14 protein-coding genes and 1 pseudogene are annotated in these 21,754 nt (G+C 73.4%); 10 read left to right on the top strand and 5 right to left on the bottom strand.

Features of this window, described 5'->3' with window-relative positions; all coding sequences use genetic code 11:
* The first annotated feature begins 172 nt into the window (after positions 1 to 172).
* Together RBH18_RS09220 and RBH18_RS09215 are read left to right on the top strand one after the other, a co-directional pair.
* Positions 173 to 1,096 (top strand): DUF5995 family protein, encoded by a 924-nt coding sequence (locus RBH18_RS09220; protein ID WP_306205749.1) that lies wholly within the window; start codon positions 173 to 175, stop codon positions 1,094 to 1,096.
* A 508-nt stretch (positions 1,097 to 1,604) separates the two neighbouring features.
* On the top strand, positions 1,605 to 2,345 hold the full coding sequence (locus tag RBH18_RS09215) for a discoidin domain-containing protein (protein ID WP_306205748.1): 741 nt from the start codon (positions 1,605 to 1,607) through the stop codon (positions 2,343 to 2,345).
* Positions 2,346 to 2,554: 209 nt separating this feature from the next.
* Here the strand turns inward: RBH18_RS09215 and RBH18_RS09210 are convergent, their stop codons facing one another.
* Positions 2,555 to 4,309, bottom strand: a complete 1,755-nt coding sequence (locus tag RBH18_RS09210) for a GGDEF domain-containing protein (RefSeq protein WP_306205746.1) — start codon at positions 4,307 to 4,309, stop codon at positions 2,555 to 2,557.
* A gap of 421 nt (positions 4,310 to 4,730) precedes the next feature.
* Positions 4,731 to 5,204 carry an Hsp20/alpha crystallin family protein gene (locus tag RBH18_RS09205; RefSeq protein WP_306205744.1) on the bottom strand — a complete coding sequence of 158 codons (474 nt, stop codon included), beginning with the start codon at positions 5,202 to 5,204 and terminating at the stop codon, positions 4,731 to 4,733.
* 191 nt (positions 5,205 to 5,395) lie between these two features.
* Here RBH18_RS09205 and RBH18_RS09200 point away from each other — a divergent pair, with 191 nt between their 5' ends.
* Complete coding sequence (locus RBH18_RS09200) at positions 5,396 to 6,520, top strand: threonine synthase (protein ID WP_306205742.1); 1,125 nt, start codon at positions 5,396 to 5,398, stop codon at positions 6,518 to 6,520.
* Between the two features lie 309 nt (positions 6,521 to 6,829).
* Here the strand turns inward: RBH18_RS09200 and RBH18_RS09195 are convergent, their stop codons facing one another.
* Positions 6,830 to 8,188 carry a TIGR04013 family B12-binding domain/radical SAM domain-containing protein gene (locus tag RBH18_RS09195; protein ID WP_306205740.1) on the bottom strand — a complete coding sequence of 453 codons (1,359 nt, stop codon included), beginning with the start codon at positions 8,186 to 8,188 and terminating at the stop codon, positions 6,830 to 6,832.
* Between the two features lie 736 nt (positions 8,189 to 8,924).
* Between RBH18_RS09195 and RBH18_RS09190 the strand changes: the two genes are divergently transcribed.
* The 6 genes and pseudogenes from RBH18_RS09190 (at position 8,925) to RBH18_RS09165 (ending at position 17,685) form a co-directional block, all read left to right on the top strand.
* Positions 8,925 to 10,046 carry a uroporphyrinogen-III synthase gene (locus RBH18_RS09190; protein WP_306205738.1) on the top strand — a complete coding sequence of 374 codons (1,122 nt, stop codon included), beginning with the start codon at positions 8,925 to 8,927 and terminating at the stop codon, positions 10,044 to 10,046.
* A complete protein-coding gene (locus tag RBH18_RS09185; RefSeq protein WP_306205736.1) occupies positions 10,043 to 10,852 on the top strand; it encodes a sirohydrochlorin chelatase in 810 nt (269 codons plus the stop codon). Before RBH18_RS09190 ends, RBH18_RS09185 begins: the two co-directional genes overlap by 4 nt.
* Positions 10,853 to 10,921: 69 nt before the next feature.
* Positions 10,922 to 12,982: pseudogene (locus tag RBH18_RS09180) on the top strand (molybdopterin oxidoreductase family protein); the annotation flags it as partial.
* 583 nt (positions 12,983 to 13,565) lie between these two features.
* The gene (nirB, locus tag RBH18_RS09175) at positions 13,566 to 16,019 is read left to right on the top strand and encodes a nitrite reductase large subunit NirB (RefSeq protein ID WP_306205734.1); all 2,454 of its coding nucleotides are present in this window, start codon (positions 13,566 to 13,568) and stop codon (positions 16,017 to 16,019) included.
* Positions 16,016 to 16,336, top strand: a complete 321-nt coding sequence (locus tag RBH18_RS09170) for a Rieske (2Fe-2S) protein (protein WP_306205732.1) — start codon at positions 16,016 to 16,018, stop codon at positions 16,334 to 16,336. The genes nirB and RBH18_RS09170 overlap by 4 nt, the downstream gene beginning before the upstream one ends.
* A complete protein-coding gene (locus tag RBH18_RS09165) occupies positions 16,333 to 17,685 on the top strand; it encodes a nitrate/nitrite transporter (protein WP_306205730.1) in 1,353 nt (450 codons plus the stop codon). Before RBH18_RS09170 ends, RBH18_RS09165 begins: the two co-directional genes overlap by 4 nt.
* Before the next feature lie 50 nt (positions 17,686 to 17,735).
* Here the strand turns inward: RBH18_RS09165 and RBH18_RS09160 are convergent, their stop codons facing one another.
* Both RBH18_RS09160 and RBH18_RS09155 read right to left on the bottom strand, forming a co-directional pair.
* Positions 17,736 to 18,392, bottom strand: coding sequence for a carboxypeptidase-like regulatory domain-containing protein (locus RBH18_RS09160; RefSeq protein WP_306205728.1), 657 nt, complete (start codon positions 18,390 to 18,392; stop codon positions 17,736 to 17,738).
* A gap of 10 nt (positions 18,393 to 18,402) precedes the next feature.
* Complete coding sequence (locus RBH18_RS09155) at positions 18,403 to 20,448, bottom strand: S9 family peptidase (RefSeq protein WP_306205727.1); 2,046 nt, start codon at positions 20,446 to 20,448, stop codon at positions 18,403 to 18,405.
* A 59-nt stretch (positions 20,449 to 20,507) separates the two neighbouring features.
* Between RBH18_RS09155 and RBH18_RS09150 the strand changes: the two genes are divergently transcribed.
* Positions 20,508 to 21,731, top strand: coding sequence for an AGE family epimerase/isomerase (locus tag RBH18_RS09150; RefSeq protein ID WP_306205725.1), 1,224 nt, complete (start codon positions 20,508 to 20,510; stop codon positions 21,729 to 21,731).
* Positions 21,732 to 21,754: the final 23 nt, after the last annotated feature.

The raw sequence follows: 21,754 nt of genomic DNA, 5'->3' as shown, positions 1-21,754 counted from the left end.
CGACGGATGTGCACTGTGCTCTCGTCGATCCGCGTTTTGCGGCTGCTCGTTGCGCAATCGGGCGCTTGCCCTGCGTGAGGGCGGCCGCGGCGGTGGCTTGAGGGGGCCACCGGCGGGTCGGCATCGGACATCGAGCGCGGCCCGGGCCGCGTGGTTCGGTCAGGGGGCCGTGATGACAGCAACCGTCGCATTCGACCGGAACGGCGTCGAGAGCAGTGCCAGCCTGCTCCGCACCGAGCGCCAGAAGCTGGCGAAGGACGAGCCGGGCCTCGTGCCGCCCGGGCGCGGCTGGGAGCCCGCGTCGGAGCAGATCGCCGAGCTGTGCACCGGGACGCCGGGCACCATCGGCGAGGTGCTGGCCATGCTCCGGCGTACGCAGAAAATCATGGAGCTGCTCCCGCCGCCCGCCAAGAACAGGGTGGCCTCCTTCAACTCGCTCTACTTCACGATCACCGACCGGGTCGACAAGGCGCTGACCGGGCCGGGCGTGCGCGAGCCCGAGTTCCTGGAGCTGCTCGACGTCGAGTTCGCCAAGCGCTACTTCGACGCGCTGCGGCTGTGGGGCGAGGAGGATCTGGCCACCCCGGACGCCTGGGAGGTCCTCTTCCGCCGCGCCCAGGACGAGAAGGTCAGCAAGCTCGCGGCGGCCATCCTCGGCGTCAACGCCCACATCAACCACGATCTCGCGCTGGCGCTCGTCGCCACGTGGGACGGCCTCGGCGTCGAGCCGCCGGAGCACAAGCACCCCGACTATCTGCTGATCAACCAGATCTTCTACGAGGAGATCCCGTCGCTGCGCCGGCGCTACTCGACGCGGTGGCAGCTGCGCATCGACGCGCTCGCCGGCGACCTCGACGACTGGAGCCAGCGGGTGCTCGTCGCGGCCACCCGGGCCCACGCGTGGGACCAGGGGCGGCGGCTGTGGGAGCTGCGCGAGGACCACGACGATCTGGCGCGCGCGAAGCTGATGATGGACCGGGCCTCCGCGTACGTGGGGGAGCTCCTCCTCACCAGTGACGGCCTCCTCAACCGGGTGGGGGACGCGCTGCGGCACGGGCGGTCGTTCTTCCCCCGGCGGCGGGTGGCTCGGGGTTGACGCGGGCGCTTCGCCGGCCGGCTTCCCCGCCGGCCGGCTGCTTTCTTGGTCCGCTTCTTCCTGGCGGCGGGTTTCCGGGCTGGTGACTACTAAGTGACAGGCAAATGATCAGTGCGAAGTGGACCGGGCGGGCGGCGCACTGGTAGACCTCTTCGTCGTGATCGGCAACGAAGCGTCACCGCCCGAGGAGTCCGGCCCGGTCCGGCGGCGACCGTCCAACCTGTCCCGCGCCGTGGGGCGGGGCTCCGCCTTCGGGGGCGCGCCCTCTTCTCCCGCCACCGGAGCGTCTCCGGCCGCTGCCTCTCCGGCCGATGCCGGGTCATTGTCGCGGGCATCCGCGTCTCCAGGCGGCGGCGCGTCCCCTCGCGGTGGCGCGGCTGCGGGCGGTGGCGCATTTCCGGGCGGTGGCGCGGTTCCGGGCGGTGGCGTGTCGTCCGGTGGTGGCGTGGCTTCGGCCGCTGGCGGGTCGTCGGCGGGCTCGGCCGGGGGGCGTGGGCGGCGGTGGTGGGTGATCGGGCCCGCGGCCGCGGTGGTGCTGGCGGCTGCGGTGGGGGTGCCCGTGTGGTTCGCGCTGCAGGCCGAGGCGCCGATCGGCGGGAATCCCGCCGGAGTGCCGCTGACCGGGGGCGGGGCCGCGGCAGGCACGCCCGAGCGGCCCGTCGTGCCGTCGTCCGCCGCGCCCCTGGCTGCCGCGCCGGCGCCCGGGGCGTCCGCGGCCGGGGCGCCGTCGGCCTCGGCGGGCGCGCGGCCCAGCTCTCCGGGCAAGCCGGCGACCGGCAAGACGCCCGGCGCCGCGCCGGCGACCAGCAAGCCGGCCTCGCCGGGCACGCCCGGGCCGGGGGCGACAGCACGTCCCGGGACCGGCGCCGACCTGGCCCTGCGCCGGCCGGTGACCGTGTCCGGCCTGGAGGGCGACGCCTACGCCGCCGCGAAAGCCGTCGACGGCGACGACGCCACCCGGTGGAGCAGCAACTGGTCCGAGGACACCTGGATCGCCGTCGACCTCGGCGACACCTGGGCGGTGTCGCGGGTCGAGGTGCTGTGGGAGCGCTCGTACGCCGAGGAGTACCACATCGACGTCTCCACCGACGGCCGCACCTGGCGCACCGCGGTCAGCGGCGTCGCCGGCGCGGAGGGCAAGGTCGGCACCGCCCTGGCCGACGTCCCGGCCCGCTGGGTGCGCATCGTCAACGACCGCCGCCACCAGGACAAGTACGGCATCTCGCTGTTCTCGCTCGCCGTCCGCTGAGGCCGCTCCCGTCCCTCGCGCTGTCGCGGCCTCCTGTTGCTCGTGCTGTCGCGGTTCATCGTCGCTCGTGCTGTCACGGTCTTTCGTCGTTCGCGCGGCCGCTGCAGTCCTTCGTCGTCCGCGCTGTCGCTGCAGTCCTTCGTTGCTCGCGCTGTCGCTGCAGTCCTTCGTTGCTCGTGTCGCGGGGGTCTCGTCGCTTTGCGGGATGGTCAAAGGAGGCCGAGCGGGCCCGACGGGTCGGCGACGACGGTGTTGCGGCCGGCGCGCTTGGCGGCGTACAGGTGCTCGTCCGCACGCCGGACCACCGACTCGGCCGTGTCGTCGGGGCGCAGCGCGGTGAGGCCGACGCTGGCGGTGACGGCGAGGCCCGGGGCGAGGCTCGCCCAGTCGTACGTCTCGATCGCCGCCCGCAGCCGTTCGCAGCACGCCGCCGCGGCCGCCGGGTCCGCCTCGATCAGCACGATGAACTCCTCGCCGCCGTGCCGCCCCGCGTACCCGCCCGACGCCCGCAGCAGATCCGCCACCCGGCAGAGGACCTCGTCGCCCGTCGCATGCGTGAACGTGTCGTTGACCGCCTTGAAGTGATCAAGATCGAGCAGCGCGACGCCGACGGGGCCGTGCCCGCCCCTGCCGTTCCCATGGCTTCCACCGTTCCCGTGGCTAATGCCGTTTCCGTGGCCACCACCGTCTCCGTGGCTTCCACGACTCCCGGGGCTTCCGGTGCTTCCGTGGCTTCCGGTGCTGCCTTTGCCGCCGCCGATACTCGCGCTGTTGCCGGCGCTTGCGATCGGGGTGGCGCGACGGGCGTGGTCGGTGGCGGCGCTTGCCGGGGCGGCGCCATCGGCTTGGTCGGTGCCGAGGAGGGCGGCCAGTTGGGCGTCGGAGCGCCGGCGGTTCCACAGGCCGGTGAGGGCGTCGCGTTCGGCCATGTCGCGGAAGCGCTCGGTGGTGCGGCGCGCCTCGTCGACGGCGAACTGGGCGTGCGCCACGCGGGCCATCACCTCGCTTCGCTCCTCGCGCCGGACGGTCCAGGCCTCGTGGAACTCGACCATCTCCTGGTACGCCGCCGCGAACTCGCCCAGGTCCGCGTGACATCCGGCGATCATGCGCAGGGCCAGGGCGTCGACGTCCGGGAGCCGGTCGCGCTCCGCCATCTCGCGACAGGCTTGCAGCGTACGCAAGGCAGCTCCGACATTGCCCTCGTGCCGCTGGATGTCCGCGAGCGTGATCAGCGCGCTCGGGATCGCGTCGGCGTCCGTGGGCTGCGCGGACACGATCGCCTGCTCGATGACCCGCAGCGCCTCGCCCGGCTCCCCGGCCTCGAGCAGGATGCGCGCCACGGTGTCCGCGCAGGACGCGTTGAGCGGTTCGTTCGCGGCCTCACTGTAGGCCCGCATCTCCCCGGCCAGCTCGGCGGCCGTCCGAAGGTCCCCCTGCGTGTACGAGCACCACGCCCAGTTGTTCAGGTTGGCCAGAATGAGCGCGGCCGCCCCGGACGCGTCGGCGAGTTCCTGCGCCGCCCGGAACTCCTGATGCGAGATGCCGCCGATGCGCCGGTCGTTCACCAGCGAGGCGAGAATGAGCGCGTGATCCACCCGTAGTGCGGCGGGATCGCCGGGCCCGAGCATCCTGTTCGCCGGGTACGCGTGCCGGACGGCCTGCCCGTTGTCCCCGACCCGCCACAGCCCGCCCGCGATGACCGCGTGCGCGTGCGCCACGACCACCCGGTCGGCGGCCGTCGCCAGGATCTCCCGGGCCTGCGCGATGCCGGCATCGGCCCGCCCCGCGCGGTTGTGCAGGTCGGCGACGACCAGCCGGGCCAGGCCGGCCGTCCGTGAGTCGCCCGCCCGGTCCGCCCCCTCCGCCACGGCGGTGGCCCGCTCCGCCAGCCCGACATGGCTGACGTAGACGCTGACGACCAGCTCGTCGATCACGGAGTCCAGGGTCAGCGGGACAGCGTCCATACCGCGAGCATCGGCACCCGGGCTGCCACTCTGAGCATTTCGGCCCGGGTCCGGCCCGGGTCCGGCGGCAGGTACGGCCGATCAAGGCGGTGCAGTGCCGGCGCAAGGCTTCGACGGGCGAGCGAGCGCGGGGCGAGGCGCGGCCGTGACCAGAGCGAGGCGCGGCTTTAATTGGGAGCGAGCGCGCGGGCCGGCGCGCGGCTTTGATCGGGGGCGAGCGCGCGGGGCGGGCGCGGTCTCGACCGGACCGAGCGCGGGGCGGCCCGGCCGCCGGAGGGGCGAGAATGCCGACGGTGTGTGGAGGAGTTTCGTCGCCGGCGGCCGGGAGCCTGCTGACCGGAGCGGTGATCGTGCGTGCCGGGTGTGTTCCTGGCCCGTCCGGCGGCGAATCGCTCGCCGGACGGGACCTGTCACATCCGGGTCAGGTGCGGGAGATGGCCGGCTTGCCGGACACCGGGCTCTCCAGGGCGGGCGACGCGTCCGTGCCGCGGGCGATCTCGATGCGGCGCGGCTTCGCGGCCTCGGCGACCGGGATGGTCAGGGTGAGCACGCCGTCCTGCCAGGTGGCGGACACCCGGTCCAGGTCGAGGCCGTCGCCGAGCTGGAGGCGGCGCTCGAAGGTGCCGGTCGGGCGCTCGCGGCGCAGCCACTGCACGTCGGCGTCGGTGCGGGCGGACCGCTCGGCGCGGATGGTCAGCGCCTTGCCGTCGACGTTCACCTCGACCGAGCCCGGGTCGACGCCCGCGAGGTCGCAGTGCAGGACGAAGTGGTCACCGGAGCGGTAGAGGTCCATGGGCATCGCCATCGTGGCGGCCCCTGCGCCCCCGGCGGAGGCGCCGAACATCTGACCGGCCAGGCGGTCGAAGTCGCGGAAAGGGTCGAAAGTCAGCACCACGGGTCCACCTCCTCGTGCGGCCCGCCGGCCTGTCCGGCGGGCGTGTGGCGCTCGGCGATCGAGCCGAAGCAGTCGCACGGCACAGCCCGGGGGAGGTGCACTCACCACGGCCTGAGCAGCAGCGACAAGTAATTTTTTAGCACTACGACCCGGCGAGTGCCAGTCCCTCGCCGAAAAAATATGGTGATCGCATGACCTCCCTCGTAGACCGCGCCGGCCGCCACTACCCCCTCGACGAACCACGCTGGCGTGGCGACGACGGCAGCCCGTTGATGGTCACTCCGCTGCGGGGGATCACCCGGGACGACATCGCTCCGCACGTACGCTCGCAGTGGCGCTATGCCGCCGCCCTGCCGGACGGGATCGCGCAGCCGGTGTCGCTCGGCGAGGGATGCACGCCGTTGCTGCCGTTCGACCTCGACGGGCTGCACGTGTCGCTCAAACCGGAATGGTTCAATCCGACCGCCAGCTTCAAGGACCGCGGCACCTCGGTGATGATGTCGCTGCTGCGCGCGCAGGGCGTGCCGGCGATGCTCGAGGACAGCAGCGGCAACGGCGGCTCGTCGGTCGCGGCCTACGCGGCGGCGGCCGGCATCCGCGCGACGATCCTCGCCCCGGAGTCCACGTCACCGGCGAAGATCCAGCAGAGCCGCGTGCACGGCGCCACGGTCGAGCTGATCCCGGGCAGCCGCCAGGCCACGGCGGACGAGGCGGTGCGGCGCTCGGCCGGGGTCTTCTACGCGAGCCACAACTGGCATCCGTTCTTCCTGCAGGGGACCAAGCTGCTGGCGTACGAGATCTGGGAGGACCTGGGCTTCGACGCACCCGACGCGGTCGTCCTGCCGTGCGGGGCGGGCAGCCTCGTGCTCGGGCTGCACCTGGGCTTCGGCGAGCTGCTCGCGTCGGGCGCCATCACCCGCCGGCCGCGGCTCCTCGTCGCGCAGCCCGCCCGGTGCAGCCCCCTCGCTTCGGCGTTCGCTGCGGGCCGCGACACGGTTACCCCTGGGGAGTGGTCACCCACGATTGCGGAGGGTACGTCCATCGCCCGCCCCATCCGCGACCGAGAGGTGCTCGCCGCCGTCCGCACCTCCGGGGGCGCCATGTCCGCGGTCCCGGAAGAGGCCATCGCCCCGGCGGCGTTCGAGCTGGCCGGCCGCGGCCTCTACGCCGAGCCGACGAGCGCGATCGTCCTGCCGGCCCTCCGCGACTTCGCGGCGCGCGGCGACCTGATCCCCGGGCAGACCGTCGTGGTGATCCTCACCGGCACGGCCCTCAAGTCGGCCGACACGATGGGCCGCCTCCTCGCGGCCCGCTGAGATGGGGCGCCATCTCGCCGCCCGCTGAGGAAGGCGCCTCCTCACGGCGCGCTGAGATTGGGGCGCCTCCTCGCCGCGCGCTGAGTTGGGGCGCCTTCCTCGCGGCGCGCCTCGCGGCCCGCTGAGTTGGGACGCTTCCTCGCCGCCCGCTGAGCGAACGTGCAGACCGCGTCAGGTGCGGTTTGCGCATTTGCGCGTTCCGCTCCCTCCGCGCCTGCACTTCTCGCGTCTGGACGTTGCACACTCGCGTGTTCGCTCATGTGGGCGGTCGCTTGGCGCGGGAGGGTTTTCGGGCGCTCGCGTGGGCGCTCACTCCGCGCGGGTGGGCTTGGGGTGGTCGGGCGGGAGCGTGGGGAGGATCGTGCGGCTGCGGCCCGGGCGGGGGTAGGCCTCGGCGGCGGCGGCCAGGCGGGCGGCGTGGTCGCGTTGCTTCTGCCAGTGTCCGTAGAGGGCGCCGCGCCGGGAGAGACGGTCCACCTCGGAGATGGTCGCCGGGTCGACGTCGCCGGGCGGGGCGTCGCGCCACGGGGTGCCGGGCAGGGGCATGAAGGTGTGCGCGTGGATGCGGGCGCCCAGGTCGGCCAGGTCGCGGGCGAGGGAGAGCGAGGCGTCGACGTCCGCCCGGTCCTCGCCCGGCATGCCGAAGATCATGTCGACGTTGATCCGGAAGCCCTCCTCGACGCCGAGGCGCACCGCCCGGCGTACCTCCTCGGTGCCGTGCCCCCGCTTGGCCGCGCCGAGCACCCGGTCCGAGCCGGACTGCGCGCCGACGATGATGTTGGTGTTGTCGCAGTACTTGCGGACCAGCCGCAGTGCCTCCCGGCTCACGTGCTCGGGCCGGATCTCGCTCGGGAACGACCCGAAGAACACCCGCCCGCGCGGCCCGATCCCCTCCCGGCACGTGGCGAGCAGCTCCTCGACGGCGTCCAGGTTCGGGTCCTCGGTCTGGCTGCCGTACGACAGGGCGGTCGGCGTGATGAAACGAACGTCGCGCAATGAGCGTTCGCGCATCTTGTCCACGTGCCAGCGTACGTTGCCGATGCTCCGATGCCGGAACCGCGCCGAGAACATGAACGGCGTCTGACAGAACCGGCACGCGTAGACGCAGCCCCGCGTGATCTCCAGTGCGTTGTAGCGGTTCCACCGGGGCGAGAAACCGCGGAAGTCGTCGAGGGGACGCTGCTTCGCTTTGCCCGTACGGACAAGGGTGCCGGCGGCGTCGCGATAGGCCAGACCGGGGATCCCCGCCGGGTCGCCGGCCGCGTCGACGAGGCTGAGCAGCGTGGTCTCGCCCTCGCCGAGCGCCGCGACGTCCCACCCCGCGTCGAGCGTCTGCACCGGCTCGGCGGTCGCGTGCACCCCACCGGCGAGGTGCGTGACCGAGGGTCCCTGGGCCGAGCGCAGGACCGAGGGGGCGTCCGCGATTGAGCGAATGTCGCGCAGTTCTTGTGCGAGCGTGTCCGCATCAGGCGAATAGAACGACCACAGCACCAGCACTCGCGCACCGGCGGCCACCCCGGCCCGGATCTCCGCCGCGGTCTCCTCGGGAGTATTCGCGAACCGCACGTCGTAGCGCGTCGCGGTGTCGTGCGTCTCGAGCGCGCCGAGCAGGACGTGGAAGCCGTAGGTGACCGCCTTCCGGTACCGCAGCACGAGAACCAGATCCATGCGAGCATCCTGCCAGCACCCGGCGCCGGCATCACCCGTCCGAGCGCCCGCGCCGCCGTGCCGTCGCGCGCCCGAGCCGTCGTGCCGTCGCGCGCCCGAGCCGTCGTGCCGTCGCGCGCCCGAGCCGTCGTGCCGTCGCGCGTCCGAGCCGTCGTGCCGTCGTGCCGTCGCGCGTCCGGGCCGTCGTGCCGTCGTGCCGTCGCGCGTCCGGGCCGTCGTGCCGTCGCGCGTCCGAGCCGTCGTGCCGTCGTGCCGTCGCGCGCCCGAGCCGTCGTGCCCGGGTCGTCGCGGTGACGCGCGTTCGCGCCGCCGTGCCGTCGCGCGCCCGGGCCGTCGTGCCCGGGTCGTCGCGGTGACGCGCGTTCGCGTTGCCGGGTTGTCGTGCGCTCGGGTCGTCGCGGTGGATGTGCGTCCGCGTCGCCGGATTTCGGGTGCTCGGGTCGTCGGGGTGGTTTGCCGTGCTGCCGTGCTGCTGGCCGGCCCGGGACTACCCTGCCCCGGCCTGCGTAGCGTGAGGCGGACGTGTGGCGGATCCGGGCGTGGCGTGAGGCGGACCGGGTGTCGGGGTTGGGTGCGGCGGGTGGCGGGCCGGCGGCGGTTCCGGCGCCGTGGGCGGGCGGGGCCGGGCGGGTTGATCGAGTCCTCACATCGGGGGACGTCGGGTTGTGACACCGCGTTGACAGTGGGGAAACAGGGTGGCACCGCGGGCGAAATAGCTGGTGGCGAGCATCGTGCGGTGACCTCCGAACAGATCGCCGCCGGGCCCGGGCCGCTCGCGGGCTTCACCGTGGCGGTGACCGCGGAGCGGCGGCGGGAGGAGCTGGCCGCGCTGCTGGAGCGGCGCGGCGCCCGGGTTGTCGTCGCGCCCGCGCTCACCATCGTGCCGCTCGGCGACGACGAGGCGCTGCACGCTGCGACCGTGGCCTGCGTCGGGCTGGCTCCGGACATTGTCGTCGCCACCACCGGGATCGGGTTCCGGGGCTGGCTGGAGGCGGCCGAGGGCTGGGGGATGGGGGACACGTTGCGCGTGGCGCTCAGGCGCGCACGACTGATTGCGCGCGGGGCGAAACCGTGCGGGGCGATCCGGGCGGCCGCCCTGAGCGAGGAGTGGTCGGCGGCGACCGAGTCGTCGGAGGAGATCCTGGAACGGCTGCTGGCCCAGGGCATCGCCGGCCGGCGGATCGCGGTGCAGCTGCACGGCGGGCCGCAGGCGGAGTTCACGGGCGCGTTGCGGGCGGCCGGGGCTGCCGTGGTGGAGATCCCCGTGTACCGATGGACGCGCCCGGCGGACGTCACGCCGGTCAAGCGGCTCGTCGGCCAGGTGACTGCCGGCCAGATCGACGCCGTGACCTTCACCAGCTCACCGGCGGTGCAGGCGCTGCTCGACATCGCCGGGGACGAGGCCGCCGGGGTGCTCGCGCAGTTCCGGGGCGCGACGATGGCGGCGTGCGTCGGGCCGGTCACCGCGGCGCCGCTCGTGCGGGAGGACGTACCCGTCGTCGTCCCGCAGCGCTCCCGGCTGGGCGCGCTTGTCAAGATCGTCACCGACGAGCTGCCGCGGCGGGCCGCCCGGCTCTCGGTCGCCGGGGAGCAGCTGGAGATCCGCGGCCACGCCGTCGTCGTCGACAACCGCCTGCAGACGCTGGCGCCCGCCGCCATGGCCATCCTGTCGTCCCTGGCCGAGCGCCCCGGCGCGGTGGTGCCGAAGGACCGGCTGGCGGCGGCGCTGCCCCGGGGCACCGACGGGCACGCCGTCGACGTCGCCATCGCCCGGCTGCGGACGGCGCTCGGCAGCGGCGGCCACATCGAGACGGTCGTCAAGCGGGGCTACCGGCTGCGCGTGGACGAGCCGGCATGAGCGCGCCCGTGCTGCTCGCCGTGGCCCACGGTACGCGGTCCGCGGCGGGGCAGGAGCAGATCCGCGCCCTGGTCGACCGGGTGGCGTGCCGCGCCCCGGACGTGGACGTGCGGCTGGCCTACGTGGACGTGCAGCAGCCGTACGTGGGGGAGGCGATCCCCCGGCCCGGCACGGTGATCGTCCCGTTGCTGCTGTCGGCCGGCTATCACGTACGGGTGGACATCGCCCGCGCCGCCGAGCGGGCCGGCGCGCTCGTCGCCCCGCCGCTCGGACCCGATCCCGTGCTGACCGGGCTGCTCGCCCAGCACACGCGCGGACGTGTCGCCGACCAGCCCATGCGCGGCCGTGTCGCCGCTCAGCCCATGCGCGGCCGTGTCGCCGTTCAGCCCATGCGCGGCCGTGTCGCCGCTCAGCGCACGCGCGGCCGTGTCGCCGACCAGCCCATGCGCGGACGTGTCGCTGATCAGCGCGCGGCGGCAGCCGAGGCGATCGTGCTCGCCGCGGCCGGCTCGTCGGATCCCGGTTGGCGGGCCTCGGTGGACAGCGTCGCCGCCGAGCTCGGGGCCACGGTCGCCTACGCGTCGGGTGACGAGCGGCGGGTCCCCGACGTGGTGGCCGAGCTGCGGGCAGCCGGGGCGCGGAAGATCACCGTGGCGGCGTACCTGCTGGCCGAGGGGTTGTTCTACCGCTCCCTGCACCGCGCCGGGGCCGACGTCGTGACGCCGCCGCTGTGCGCGGAGCCGGCCGTCGAGGAGCTGGTGCTCGCCCGCTACCGCGACCTCACAATGATCTCCGGCGCGTTGTAGGAACTTCCGAACAGGGTGGCAACTGTTCTGCGCGAATGAACGAAACGCGCAGTGACGAGCATCGTTCCTGTGACGGTGACCGAGACGCATTGCCCGTACTGCGCGTTGCAGTGCGGCATGACCCTGCAGGTCGAGGACCGCAGGCAGCTCGTGCAGCTGGAGCCGGCGGACTTCCCCGTGAACCGCGGCGGGCTCTGCGCCAAGGGCTGGACCGCCGGCGAGCTGCTCGGGCACGAGGATCGGCTGCTCACGCCGCTGGTGCGCGATCGCAAGGGCGGCCCGTTGCGGCCGGCGTCGTGGGACGAGGCGCTCGGCGTGATCGCCGAGGCGATCCGGCGCAGCCAGCGGGAGTACGGGCGGGACAGCGTCGGCGCGTTCGGGGGCGGCGGGCTGACGAACGAGAAGGCGTACACGCTCGGGAAGTTCGTGCGGGTCGCGCTGCGGTCGTCGGCGATCGACTACAACGGACGCTTCTGCATGTCGTCGGCGGCGACGGCCGCGAACAGGTCGTTCGGCGTCGACCGGGGGCTGCCGTTCCCGCTCGAGGATGTCGCCCGCGCGCAGACGCTCATGCTCGTCGGCGCCAATCCGGCGGACGCGATGCCGCCGTCGATGCAGTACCTGGACGCGGGGCGGACGGCCGGGTCGCGGCACATCGTGGTGGATCCGCGGCGGACGGCGACGGCCCGGGACGCGTACCTCCACCTGCAACCGCTGCCCGGCACGGACCTGGCGCTGGCCAACGGCCTGCTGCACATCGCGGTCCGGGAGGGGCTGATCGACGAGGCGTTCATCCGCGAGCGGACGACCGGCTTCGACGCCGTGCGCGCGGCGGTCACCCGCTACTGGCCGCAGCGCGTCGAGCGGATGACCGGCGTGAGCGAAACGGACATGCGCGAATGTGTGCGTCTGCTCGCTTCGGCGCGGCCGTCGATGATCCTCACCGCCCGGGGAGCGGAACAGCACAGCAACGGTACGGACACCGCGCAGGCGTGGCTCAACCTCGCGCTCGCGCTCGGGCTCGTGGGCCGGCCGAACGAGGGCTACGGCACGATCACCGGGCAGGGCAACGGGCAGGGCGGCCGGGAGCACGGGCAGAAGGCCGACCAGCTCCCGGGCTACCGGCGGCTCGACGACCCGGCGGCCCGCGCGCACGTCGCTGGGGTGTGGGGCATCGACGCCGGGGAGCTGCCCCGGCCGGGGCTGTCCGCGTACGAGATGCTCGACCGGCTCGGCACCCCCGGCGGCGTCCGCGTGCTGCTGGTGCTCGCGAGCAACATCGCGGTGTCCGCCCCGCACAGTTCGCGCATGCTCGATCGGTTGCGTTCGCTCGATCTGCTCGTGGTCTCCGACATCTTCCTCTCCGAGACGGCCGCGCTCGCCGACGTCGTGCTGCCGACCGCCCAGTGGGCCGAGGAAGAGGGCACGATGACGAACCTCGAAGGCCGCGTGATCAGGCGCAGGAGGGCGCTGCCGCCGCCCGGCGACGTGCGCACGGATCTGCAGGTCCTGAAGGGGCTGGCGGACCGGCTCGGGCGCGGGCAGTACTTCAGCGACCGGCCGCGCGAGGTGTTCGAGGAGCTGCGGCGGGCCAGCGCCGGGGGCATCGCGGACTACGCCGGCATCACGTATGAGCGGATCGACAGCGAGAACGGCGTTTTCTGGCCGTGCCCGGCGGAGGACCACCCCGGGACGCCGCGGCTGTTCGCGGACGGCTTCCCGACCCCCGACGGGCGGGCGCGCTTCCACCGGGCCGAGCACCGCGACCCGCACGAGACGCCCGACCGCCGGTTCCCGTACGTGCTGACGACCGGGCGCCTCATGCGGCAGTACCAGAGCGGGACGCAGACGCGCCGGGTCAAGGAGCTCGACGCCGCCGCGCCGGAGCCCGTGGCGGAGCTGCACCCCGACCTGGCCCGGCGGCACGGCATCGCGAACGGCGACTGGGTCGAGCTGCGCACCCGGCGCGGCGCCGCCCGGATGCGCGCCCGGTGCGATCCCGGCGTGCGGCCGGACACGATCTTCGCGCCCTTTCACTGGTACGGCACCAATGTGCTCACCGACCCGGCGCTCGACCCGCACTCGCGCATGCCGGCCTTCAAGGCGTGCGCGGTCGCCATCACCCGCGTCGCCGGCCCCACGGCTCCCGCCGAGAACTGCGCGAACGAACAAACCGCCGGTGAGCGAATTGGCGGTGGCGTGCGGAGCATGACGACAGCGGCCGGCGCCGCCGGGCCCACCGAAGGCGACGCTCGCGATGGTGGCGTGCGGGGCGTGGCGACAGCGGCCGGCGCCGCCGTGCGGACCGAAGGCGACGCTCGCGATGGTGGCGTGCCAGGCGTGGCCACAGCGGTCGCCGCCGGGCGGATCGACGTTGATGCGGCGCAAAACGCCACCGAGCGCATGGCCGGCGCCGGAAGGGGCGGTGCCGGCGCCCCCGGGGACGAAGCGAGTGATGAGAACGCCGGGCAGCGAAGTGGTCGCGGCCGAGGGGCGACCGTCACGGTCGGCGCTGCCGGGCGTCCCGAAGGCAGTGCCCGCGATCGTGGCGTGCGAGGCGTGGCCACAGCGGTCCCCGCCGGGCCGCCCGAAGGCAGTGCCCGCGGCGGTGCGAGGTGCGCGAACGAGCAGAACGCCGCTGAGCGAAATGACGGCGCCGGTGTGTGGAGGAGTGCGTTGGTGGATGTGGACCGTACCCGTGAAGGGGCCTGAGATGTCACGAACTCGCCTGGTCGTCATCGGCAACGGCATGGCCGGTGCCCGGACGGTGGAGGAGATTCTCGCCCGGGGCGGGGACTTCGCCATCACGATGTTCGGCGACGAGCCGTACGGCAACTACAACCGGATCATGCTCTCGAACGTCCTCGCCGGCGTGGAGGACGAGAGCGGCATCTTCCTCAACGATCTTGCCTGGTACGCCGAGCACGGCATCACCCTGCACACCGGCACGCGGGTCACGCACGTCGACCCCGCCGCCAAGCTGGTGTACGCCGCCGACGGCACCGCCACCGGCTACGACAAGCTGATCATCGCCACGGGGAGCCGGGCCTTCGTGCCGCCGATCCCGGGCATCCACCGGCCGGGGCGCGGCTACCACCAGGGCGTCTTCGCCTTCCGGACGCTGGACGACACCCGCGCCATGATGCGCTACGCGCGGATGCACGAACGCGCGGTCGTCATCGGCGGCGGGCTGCTCGGGCTCGAGGCGGCGCGCGGGCTGCAGAACCATCTCGGTCACGTGACGCTCGTGCACGCGGCCGGGCACCTCATGAACGCGCAGCTCGACGCAAAGGGCGGCGAGACGCTCAGACGCGCGGTCGAGCAGCTGGGGATCGAGGTGGTCACCGGCGCGCACACGACCGAGATTCTCGGCAAGCGCGCGGTCGAGGGCGTGCGGCTGAAGGACGGGCGCACGATCCCGTGCGACGTCGTGGTCGTCGCCGCGGGCATCCGGGCCAACGCCGACGTCGCCGAGGCCAGCGGGCTGCCCGTCGAGCGGGGCATCGTCGTGGACGACCAGATGCGCGTGGCCCCGGACATCTACGCGGTGGGGGAGTGCGCGCAGCACCGCGGGGCGACGTACGGGCTGGTCGCGCCCCTGTGGGACCAGGCCAAGGTGCTCGCCGGGCACCTGACCGGCGCCGACCCGGACGCCGCCTACCACGGCTCCCGGGTCGCCACGAAGCTCAAGGTCGCGGGCGTCGGCGTCGCCGCCATGGGAGTGACCGCGGCGGAGCGGGACGACGACGAGACGCTGGTGTTCAGCGAACCGCGCAAGGGCGTCTACAAGAGCCTGGTCATCCGTGACGGCCGGCTGATCGGTGCCACCCTCGTCGGCGATGTGCGCAAGTACGCGTACCTGCTGCAGGCCTTTGATCGTGGTCTGCCGCTGCCCGAGGAGCGCGCCGAGCTGATGTTCGACCTCGGCGGCCCGCCCGCGGAGGTGAGCGCCGCGGACATGGCCGACGACGCGCAAGTGTGCAACTGCAACGGGGTCAGCAAGCACGCCATCGTGCAAAGCGTGCAGGGCGGCTGCAAAACCGTCACCGGCGTCATGGACAAGACGCGCGCGGGCAAGGGCTGCGGCACGTGCAAGAGCCTGGTGCAGCAGATCGTCGAGTGGGCGGCCGGCGGCGAGGTGGAGAAGGACCCCAAGGCCGACTGGTACGTGCCCGGCGTCCCGATGCCCAAGCCGGAGCTGATGCGCGCGATCCGTGCGCATTCGCTCAAGTCCGTGTCGTCGGTGTTCGCCACGCTCGTCCCCGGCGGCGAGGAGGACGCGAAGAGCAAGATGGGCCTCGCGTCGCTGCTCAAGATGATGTGGGGCGACGAGTACGTCGACGAGCGCGATGCGCGTTTCATCAACGACCGCGTGCACGCGAACATCCAGCGCGACGGCACGTTCTCGGTCGTACCGCAGATGAAGGGCGGCGTCACCACCCCGGCGCAGCTCAAGCGGATCGCGGAGGTCGCCGAGAAGCACCAGGTCCCCATGGTGAAGCTCACCGGCGGCCAGCGCATCGACCTGCTCGGGGTGCCCAAGGAGAAGCTGCCGGAGCTGTGGGCGGAGCTCGACATGCCGTCGGGCTGGGCGTACGGCAAGAGCTTCCGCACGGTGAAGACCTGCGTCGGCTCGGACTTCTGCCGGTTCGGGGTGGGGGACTCGACGGCGCTGGGCATCGCGATCGAGGAGCGCTTCCAGGGCATCGAGGGCCCGGGCAAGATGAAGCTCGCGGTCACCGGGTGCCCGCGCAACTGCGCCGAGGCGTACGTGAAGGATCTCGGCGTGGTGGCCATCGACGGCGGTCGCTGGGAGATCTACGTCGGTGGCGCCGCGGGCGCGCATGTGCGCAAGGGCGATCTGCTCGCGACGGTCGGTTCGGCTGCCGAGGTCATCACGCTGACCGGGCGTTTCCTGCAGTACTACCGGGAGAACGCCAACTGGCTGGAGCGCACGTACGCGTGGGTGCCCCGGGTCGGCATCGAGCACATCCGCGGTGTCGTGGTGGACGACGCCGAGGGCATCGCGGCGGAGCTCGACGCGGCGATGGCGGCCTCCGTCGCGGCGTACCGCGATCCGTGGAAGGAACGCGCCCAGCCGGCGACGCCGGGGCAGTTCCGCACGTCGCTGCCGCTGACGGTCCTGCCCCAGGTGCCGGTCCGATGAGCGCGCGCCTGGGACCGCTCGCCGACATCCCGCTGGGCGAGGGGCGTGCGTTCGTGCTCGACGGCGAGGCGATCGCCGTGTTCCGGCTGCGCGACGGCTCGCTGCGGGCCGTGTCGGCGGTGTGCCCGCACCGGGGCGGGCCGCTCGCCGACGGGCAGATCGACGCACGGATCGTCGTCTGCCCGCTGCATCTGAACGCCTTCGATCTGGCCACCGGGTGTGCGCTCGGGGACAGCGGGCTGCCCGATCTCAGGACCTATCCCGTCGGCGTGGACGCGGACCAGTACATCGTTCTTCTCTCGGAGGTCTCCGCATGAGCACCGCTACCGAATCCACCGCAGGCCTGGCAACGACCACCACGAGCGGCACCCGCCTGCGCGGCCGGTGGATCGACGACTGGCGGCCGGAGGACCCGGAGTTCTGGGCGCGGGGCGGGGCCCGGGTCGCCCGGCGCAACCTGATCTTCTCCATCTTCAGCGAGCACATCGGCTTCTCGGTGTGGACGCTGTGGTCGGTGCTCGTGCTGTTCCTCGGGCCCGCGTACGGGATCGATCCGGCCGGCAAGTTCCTGCTCACGGCGGTGCCGGCGCTGGTCGGATCGGTGCTGCGGATTCCGTACACCTTCGCGGTGGCGCGCTTCGGCGGGCGCAACTGGACGATCGTGAGCGCCTCGCTGCTGCTGATCCCGGCGGGGGCGGCCGCGTTCCTGATCGAGCCGGGGGTGTCCTACGGCACGCTGCTGGTGCTGGCGGCGCTCGCGGGCGTCGGCGGCGGCAACTTCGCGTCGTCCATGGCGAACATCAACGCGTACTACCCGGACCGGCTCAAGGGGTGGGCGCTCGGCATCAACGCCGGCGGCGGCAACCTGGGCGTCGCCGCGGTGCAGCTCGTCGGGCTCTTCGTGCTCGCCGTGTCGGGCGCGGGCCACCCCGGTCTGGTCGCCGGCATCTACCTGCCGCTGATCGTGCTCGCCGCGCTCGGATCCGCGCTGTACATGGACAACCTCTCGCAGGCGCGCAACGAGAAGCGCGGCATGCGCGACGCCGCCCGCGAGCCGCACACCTGGATCATGTCGCTGCTCTACATCGGGACGTTCGGGTCGTTCATCGGCTTCGGGTTCGCGTTCGGCCAGGTGCTGCAGGTGCAGTTCGCCGACGTGTTCAGCACGCCGGTCGAGGCGGCCTGGCTGACCTTCCTCGGGCCGCTGCTCGGCTCGCTCGTCCGGCCCGTCGGCGGTGCGCTGGCCGACCGGCTCGGCGGCGCCCGCGTCACCTTCTGGACGTTCATCGCCATGGCCGCCGGGGCGACGATCGTGCTGGTAGCCTCGCAGCGTCACTCGCTCGGTCTTTACCTGGTCGGCTTCATCGCCCTGTTCGTGCTGAGCGGCCTGGGCAACGGGTCGACCTACAAGATGATCCCGCGGATCTTCCTGCTCAAGCACCCGCACGACCACCACGAGGCCCGGCGGCTGTCCGGCGCGGTCATCGGGATCGCGGGCGCGATCGGGGCGTTCGGCGGCGTCCTGGTCAACCTCGCCTTCCGTCAGTCCTTCCTGACCTGGAAGACGGCCGACGCGGCCTACATCGCGTTCATCGCCTTCTACGCCCTGTGCGTCGTGGTCACATGGGCGGTCTACCGCCGCCGCGACTTCGACAAGACCGCCTGAAAAGCCGCGCCGCGCCACGCCGGGCCGCGCGGGCGGCCCGGCGCGGGTGGTCAGCGGAGGCGGGAGGTGAAGGCGGTGACGGTGTCGGCGACGACGGTGGGCATGCCGATGCCGCGGGTGGCCTGGGTGGTGGGGTCGAAGATGCGGATCGCGGACTGCCCGGCCGGGAGCTCGTCCAGGGTCAGCGTGCCGGTGTCCGTGCAGCCGTCCTTGAGGAAGCGGTTCCCGATCACCTCGCCGCAGAAGGAGAGGATCGGCTGGCCGGCCTTGTCCACGAAGCTCAGCGCCAGCGAGCCGAGGGGGAAGCGGACCTCGTCCACGACCAGCTGCTCGCCCGCGGCGAGCTGGTACTGCTTGGCGCTCGACTCCAGGACCGTCCGGTGGGCCCACTGCGTCCACTGAGTGTGGTCGCCCGAGACGGTGAACTCCACCTTGTAGGTGCCGGCCGGCAGGTCGGGCAGGCTGTAGGTGCCGTCGGCGGCGGTGTGGTCGTACGTGTAGACCGGCGCGCCGGTGGTGACGGACGTGACGCCGACGAACACGCCCGGCAGCGGGTCGCCGTGGGCGGTGGTGAGGGTGCCGGTGATGGATCCGGTGGCCGGGCCGGCGGCGTGGGCGGCCGTGCCCGGCAGCAGGGCCAGGGCCGCCGCGGCACAGGCCGCGGCGACCCGGCGTGCCGGCGATCCCCCGTGGATATCGAGTTTCATGCATGGAACCCTAGTGGGTCACGCCAAGCGACTTTCGGAGGAAGCCGAGCTGGAACTCGAGGAGGTTCGCTACCGCCCCGCCCATGTGCGTGGCGCCGGGCAGCGGCAGCACCTCGTGCGGGCGGCCCGCGGCCAGCAGGGCGGCCGAGAGCTTCATGGTGTGCACCGGCAGGACGTTGTCGTCGACCATGCCGTGGATGAGCAGCAGCGGGCGCCGCAGGTTCGGGGCGTCGGCGATCAGGGACCCGGCGGCGTATCCGGCCGGGTTCTCGTCCGGCAGGCCCAGCGTGCGCTCCTGCCAGTGCGAGCTGTAGAGCAGCTGGTCGGTGACGGGCGCCCCGGCGACGGCGGCGTGGAAGACGTCCGGGCGGCGGAGCACGGCCAGCGCCGCGAGGTAGCCGCCGGCCGACCAGCCCCGGATGGCGACCCGGTCGAGGTCCAGGCCGGGGTGGCGCTCGGCGGCGGCGTGCAGGGCGTCGACCTGGTCCTGCAGGCGGGGGCCGGCATGGTCGCCGTGGCGGGCGCGTTCCCAGCGGGGTCCCCGGCCCGGCGTGCCGCGGCCGTCGGCCACCACGACGGCGAAGCCCTGGTCGGCGAACCACTGGGACATGTAGTACCGATCGCGTGCGGCCACGGCACGCTGGGCCGCGGAGCCCCCGTACGGGTCCATCAGCACCGGCAGCGTGCCGGATCCGGGCTCCCACCCGGTCGGGAAGAGCACCGCCGTCTGCAACGACCGCTCGCCGAGGGCCGCCAGCCGCACCGCCGGCCGCACGGGCGAGATTTCCGAATAGTCCGAGAGTAGCCGCCCGTCCACCGTCACGCGAACGTCCTCCAGGGTGGAGGCGTGCACCACCGTGACGCCGCCCGCCCGCCGGCCGTCGTGCACGCCGGGGGAGGAGGTCACGCGGTTCACACCGGCGGGGGACCACGTCCACAGGTGCAGCGACGAGGGCTCGGTCCGGCCGGAGAAGAGCACAGTGTCCCCGTCCACCGACAGCACCTCCTCCATCTGCAGCCCCGGCGGGGTGACGGCCACCCCGTCGACGGTCAGGCGGCGCGTGTCGCCCTCGTCGACGGTCCAGACCAGCGCGCCGGACGCCGTGTGCGCGGGCACGCCCGGCACGATCGTGGTCCAGTCGGGGTCGGTGCTCTCGTGCCGTACCGAGGTGGCGCCGGTCGCCGGGTCCACGGCGAGGACGCGCATGACGGTCTGGCGCCGGTTCTGCACCACGACGTGCAGGCCGGCGTGGTCCCAGACGACGCGGGTGACGTACTCGAATCCGGTCCTGTCCCAGCCGACCGGCGTGCGGGTGCCGTCCAGGCCGAGCACGTGCAGGCTGACGTCGGCGTTGGGCGTGCCCGCGGACGGGTAGCGCAGCGCGGTGGGCGGCTGCTCCGGGCGGGAGGGGTCGGACACGTACCAGACCTGGACGGGCGAGTTGTCGACCCGCGCGGCGATCAGGCTGCGGCCGCCGGGCGCCCACCAGTAGCCCTCGAAGCGGTCCATCGACTCCGACGCCTCGTGCTCGGGCAGGCCCCAGGTCACCTCCGGGCCGTCCGGGGCGGCGAGCGGGCGGTCGTCGCGGCCGTCGCGGCCGATCACGCGCAGCTCGTCCTCGCAGACGTACGCGATGGTGGTCCCGGACGGATCGATGCGCGCCTCCGCCGCGGGTTCCTTCGCGCCGAGCGTGGTGACCTCGCCGCCGGCCACATCGACGGCGTAGAGCCGGCCCGACACCACGAAGACCGCCGTACGCACGTCCGCGTCGGTGGCGTACGAGCCGATGCCGGCCGACGTGTCGCGGGCCCGCTCCCGCCGTGCCTTCTCGCGCTCGGACAGGGTGCCCTCGGTGCCCAGGGCGGACGCGCGCACCAGCATGCGCTCCTCCGCCGTCTCCAGGGAGTACACCCAGAGGTCCTGCACCGGGTCCTGCCCGCCACCCGATCGGAGGAACAGCACGCGGGACCCGTCGGGCGACACGGTGAAGCCGCGCGGCCGGCCGAGCGAGAAGCCCCGGGTCCGGGCGAGCAGGGCGGGATAGGAGTCAGTCATGGGGCCAGTCTCCCGGCCCGGCGCAGAGTGATCGCCGGGGACTGCCTAAAGTGATCGACATGTCCGTGTGGCCGACCAGTCCCGCTCATCACCGCTGGCTCGACCAGCACAGCCGCGACCTGCTGGCCTTCGGCCGGCGCACCGCCGACCCCGAGGGCGGGGCGCGGTGGCTCGACGGGCGCGGCGACCCGGTGCCCGGACGCCCGCTCACGGCCCTGATCAGCGCCCGCATGACCCACGTGTACGGCATCGGCGCCCTGCTGGGCGTCCCCGGCGCGGGCCTGGTCGCCCGGCAGGCGCTCGCCGGGCTGACCGGCCGGCTGCGCGACACCGGGCACGGCGGGTGGTTCTCCGAGCTGGGGCAGGAGGGGAAGAGCTGCTACGACCACGCGTTCGTGCTGCTCGCCGCCTCGACCGCGGTGCAGGCCGGGCTGCCCGGCGCGGCCGAGCTGCTGGCGGAGGCCGAGGAGACGTTTCTCGCCCGCTTCTGGGACGAGCAGGCCGGCATGTGCGTCGACACGTGGGACACCGCGTTCACGACGCTCGACGACTACCGGGGCATCAACGCCAACATGCACAGCGTCGAGGCGATGCTGTCCGTGGCGAGCGTCACCGGCGACCGCGCGTGGATCGAGCGGGCGCTGCGCATCTGCCGCTTCGTGACCACGACCGCCGAGGCGCACGAGTGGCGCATCCCCGAGCACTACGACGCGCAGTGGCAGCCGCTGCCCGACTACAACAGCGACAAGCCCGACCACCAGTTCAAGCCCTACGGCGCCACGATCGGCCACGGGCTGGAGTGGTCCCGGCTGCTGATGCACGCCGCGTACGCCCCCGGGGCCACCGCCTCGGCCTGGCTGATCGACGCCGCCCGCGCCCTCTTCGACCGGGCGGTGGCCGACGGCTGGGCGGTCGACGGCGCCGACGGCTTCGTCTACACCACCGACTGGACCGGCCGCCCGGTCGTCCGCGACCGCATGCACTGGGTCGCCGCCGAGGGCATCGCCGCCGCGGCCGCCCTGCACGCCCACACCCGCGACCGGGCGTACGCCGACCACTACCGCACCTGGTGGGACTACGCGGCGGCGCACCTGCTCGACCACGAGAACGGCTCGTGGTTCCACCAGCTCGACCCCGCGAACGTGCCGACCGACACCGTGTGGCCGGGCAAGGCGGATCTCTACCACGCGTTCCAGGCGACCCTGGTGCCCCGGCTGCCACTCTGGCCCATGCTGGCCGCGGCCGTGGACCAGCACCTGGCTTCTTCCCCCGAAAGGGGATAAAGCGGCGCCCGGCCGTCATATCC

The organism is Actinoplanes oryzae (assembly GCF_030757795.1).
In the GTDB taxonomy this organism is placed as follows: Bacteria; Actinomycetota; Actinomycetes; order Mycobacteriales; family Micromonosporaceae; genus Actinoplanes.
Note: the sequence above shows the minus strand (reverse complement) of the source record. Positions and strands in the feature narration are given on the sequence as shown.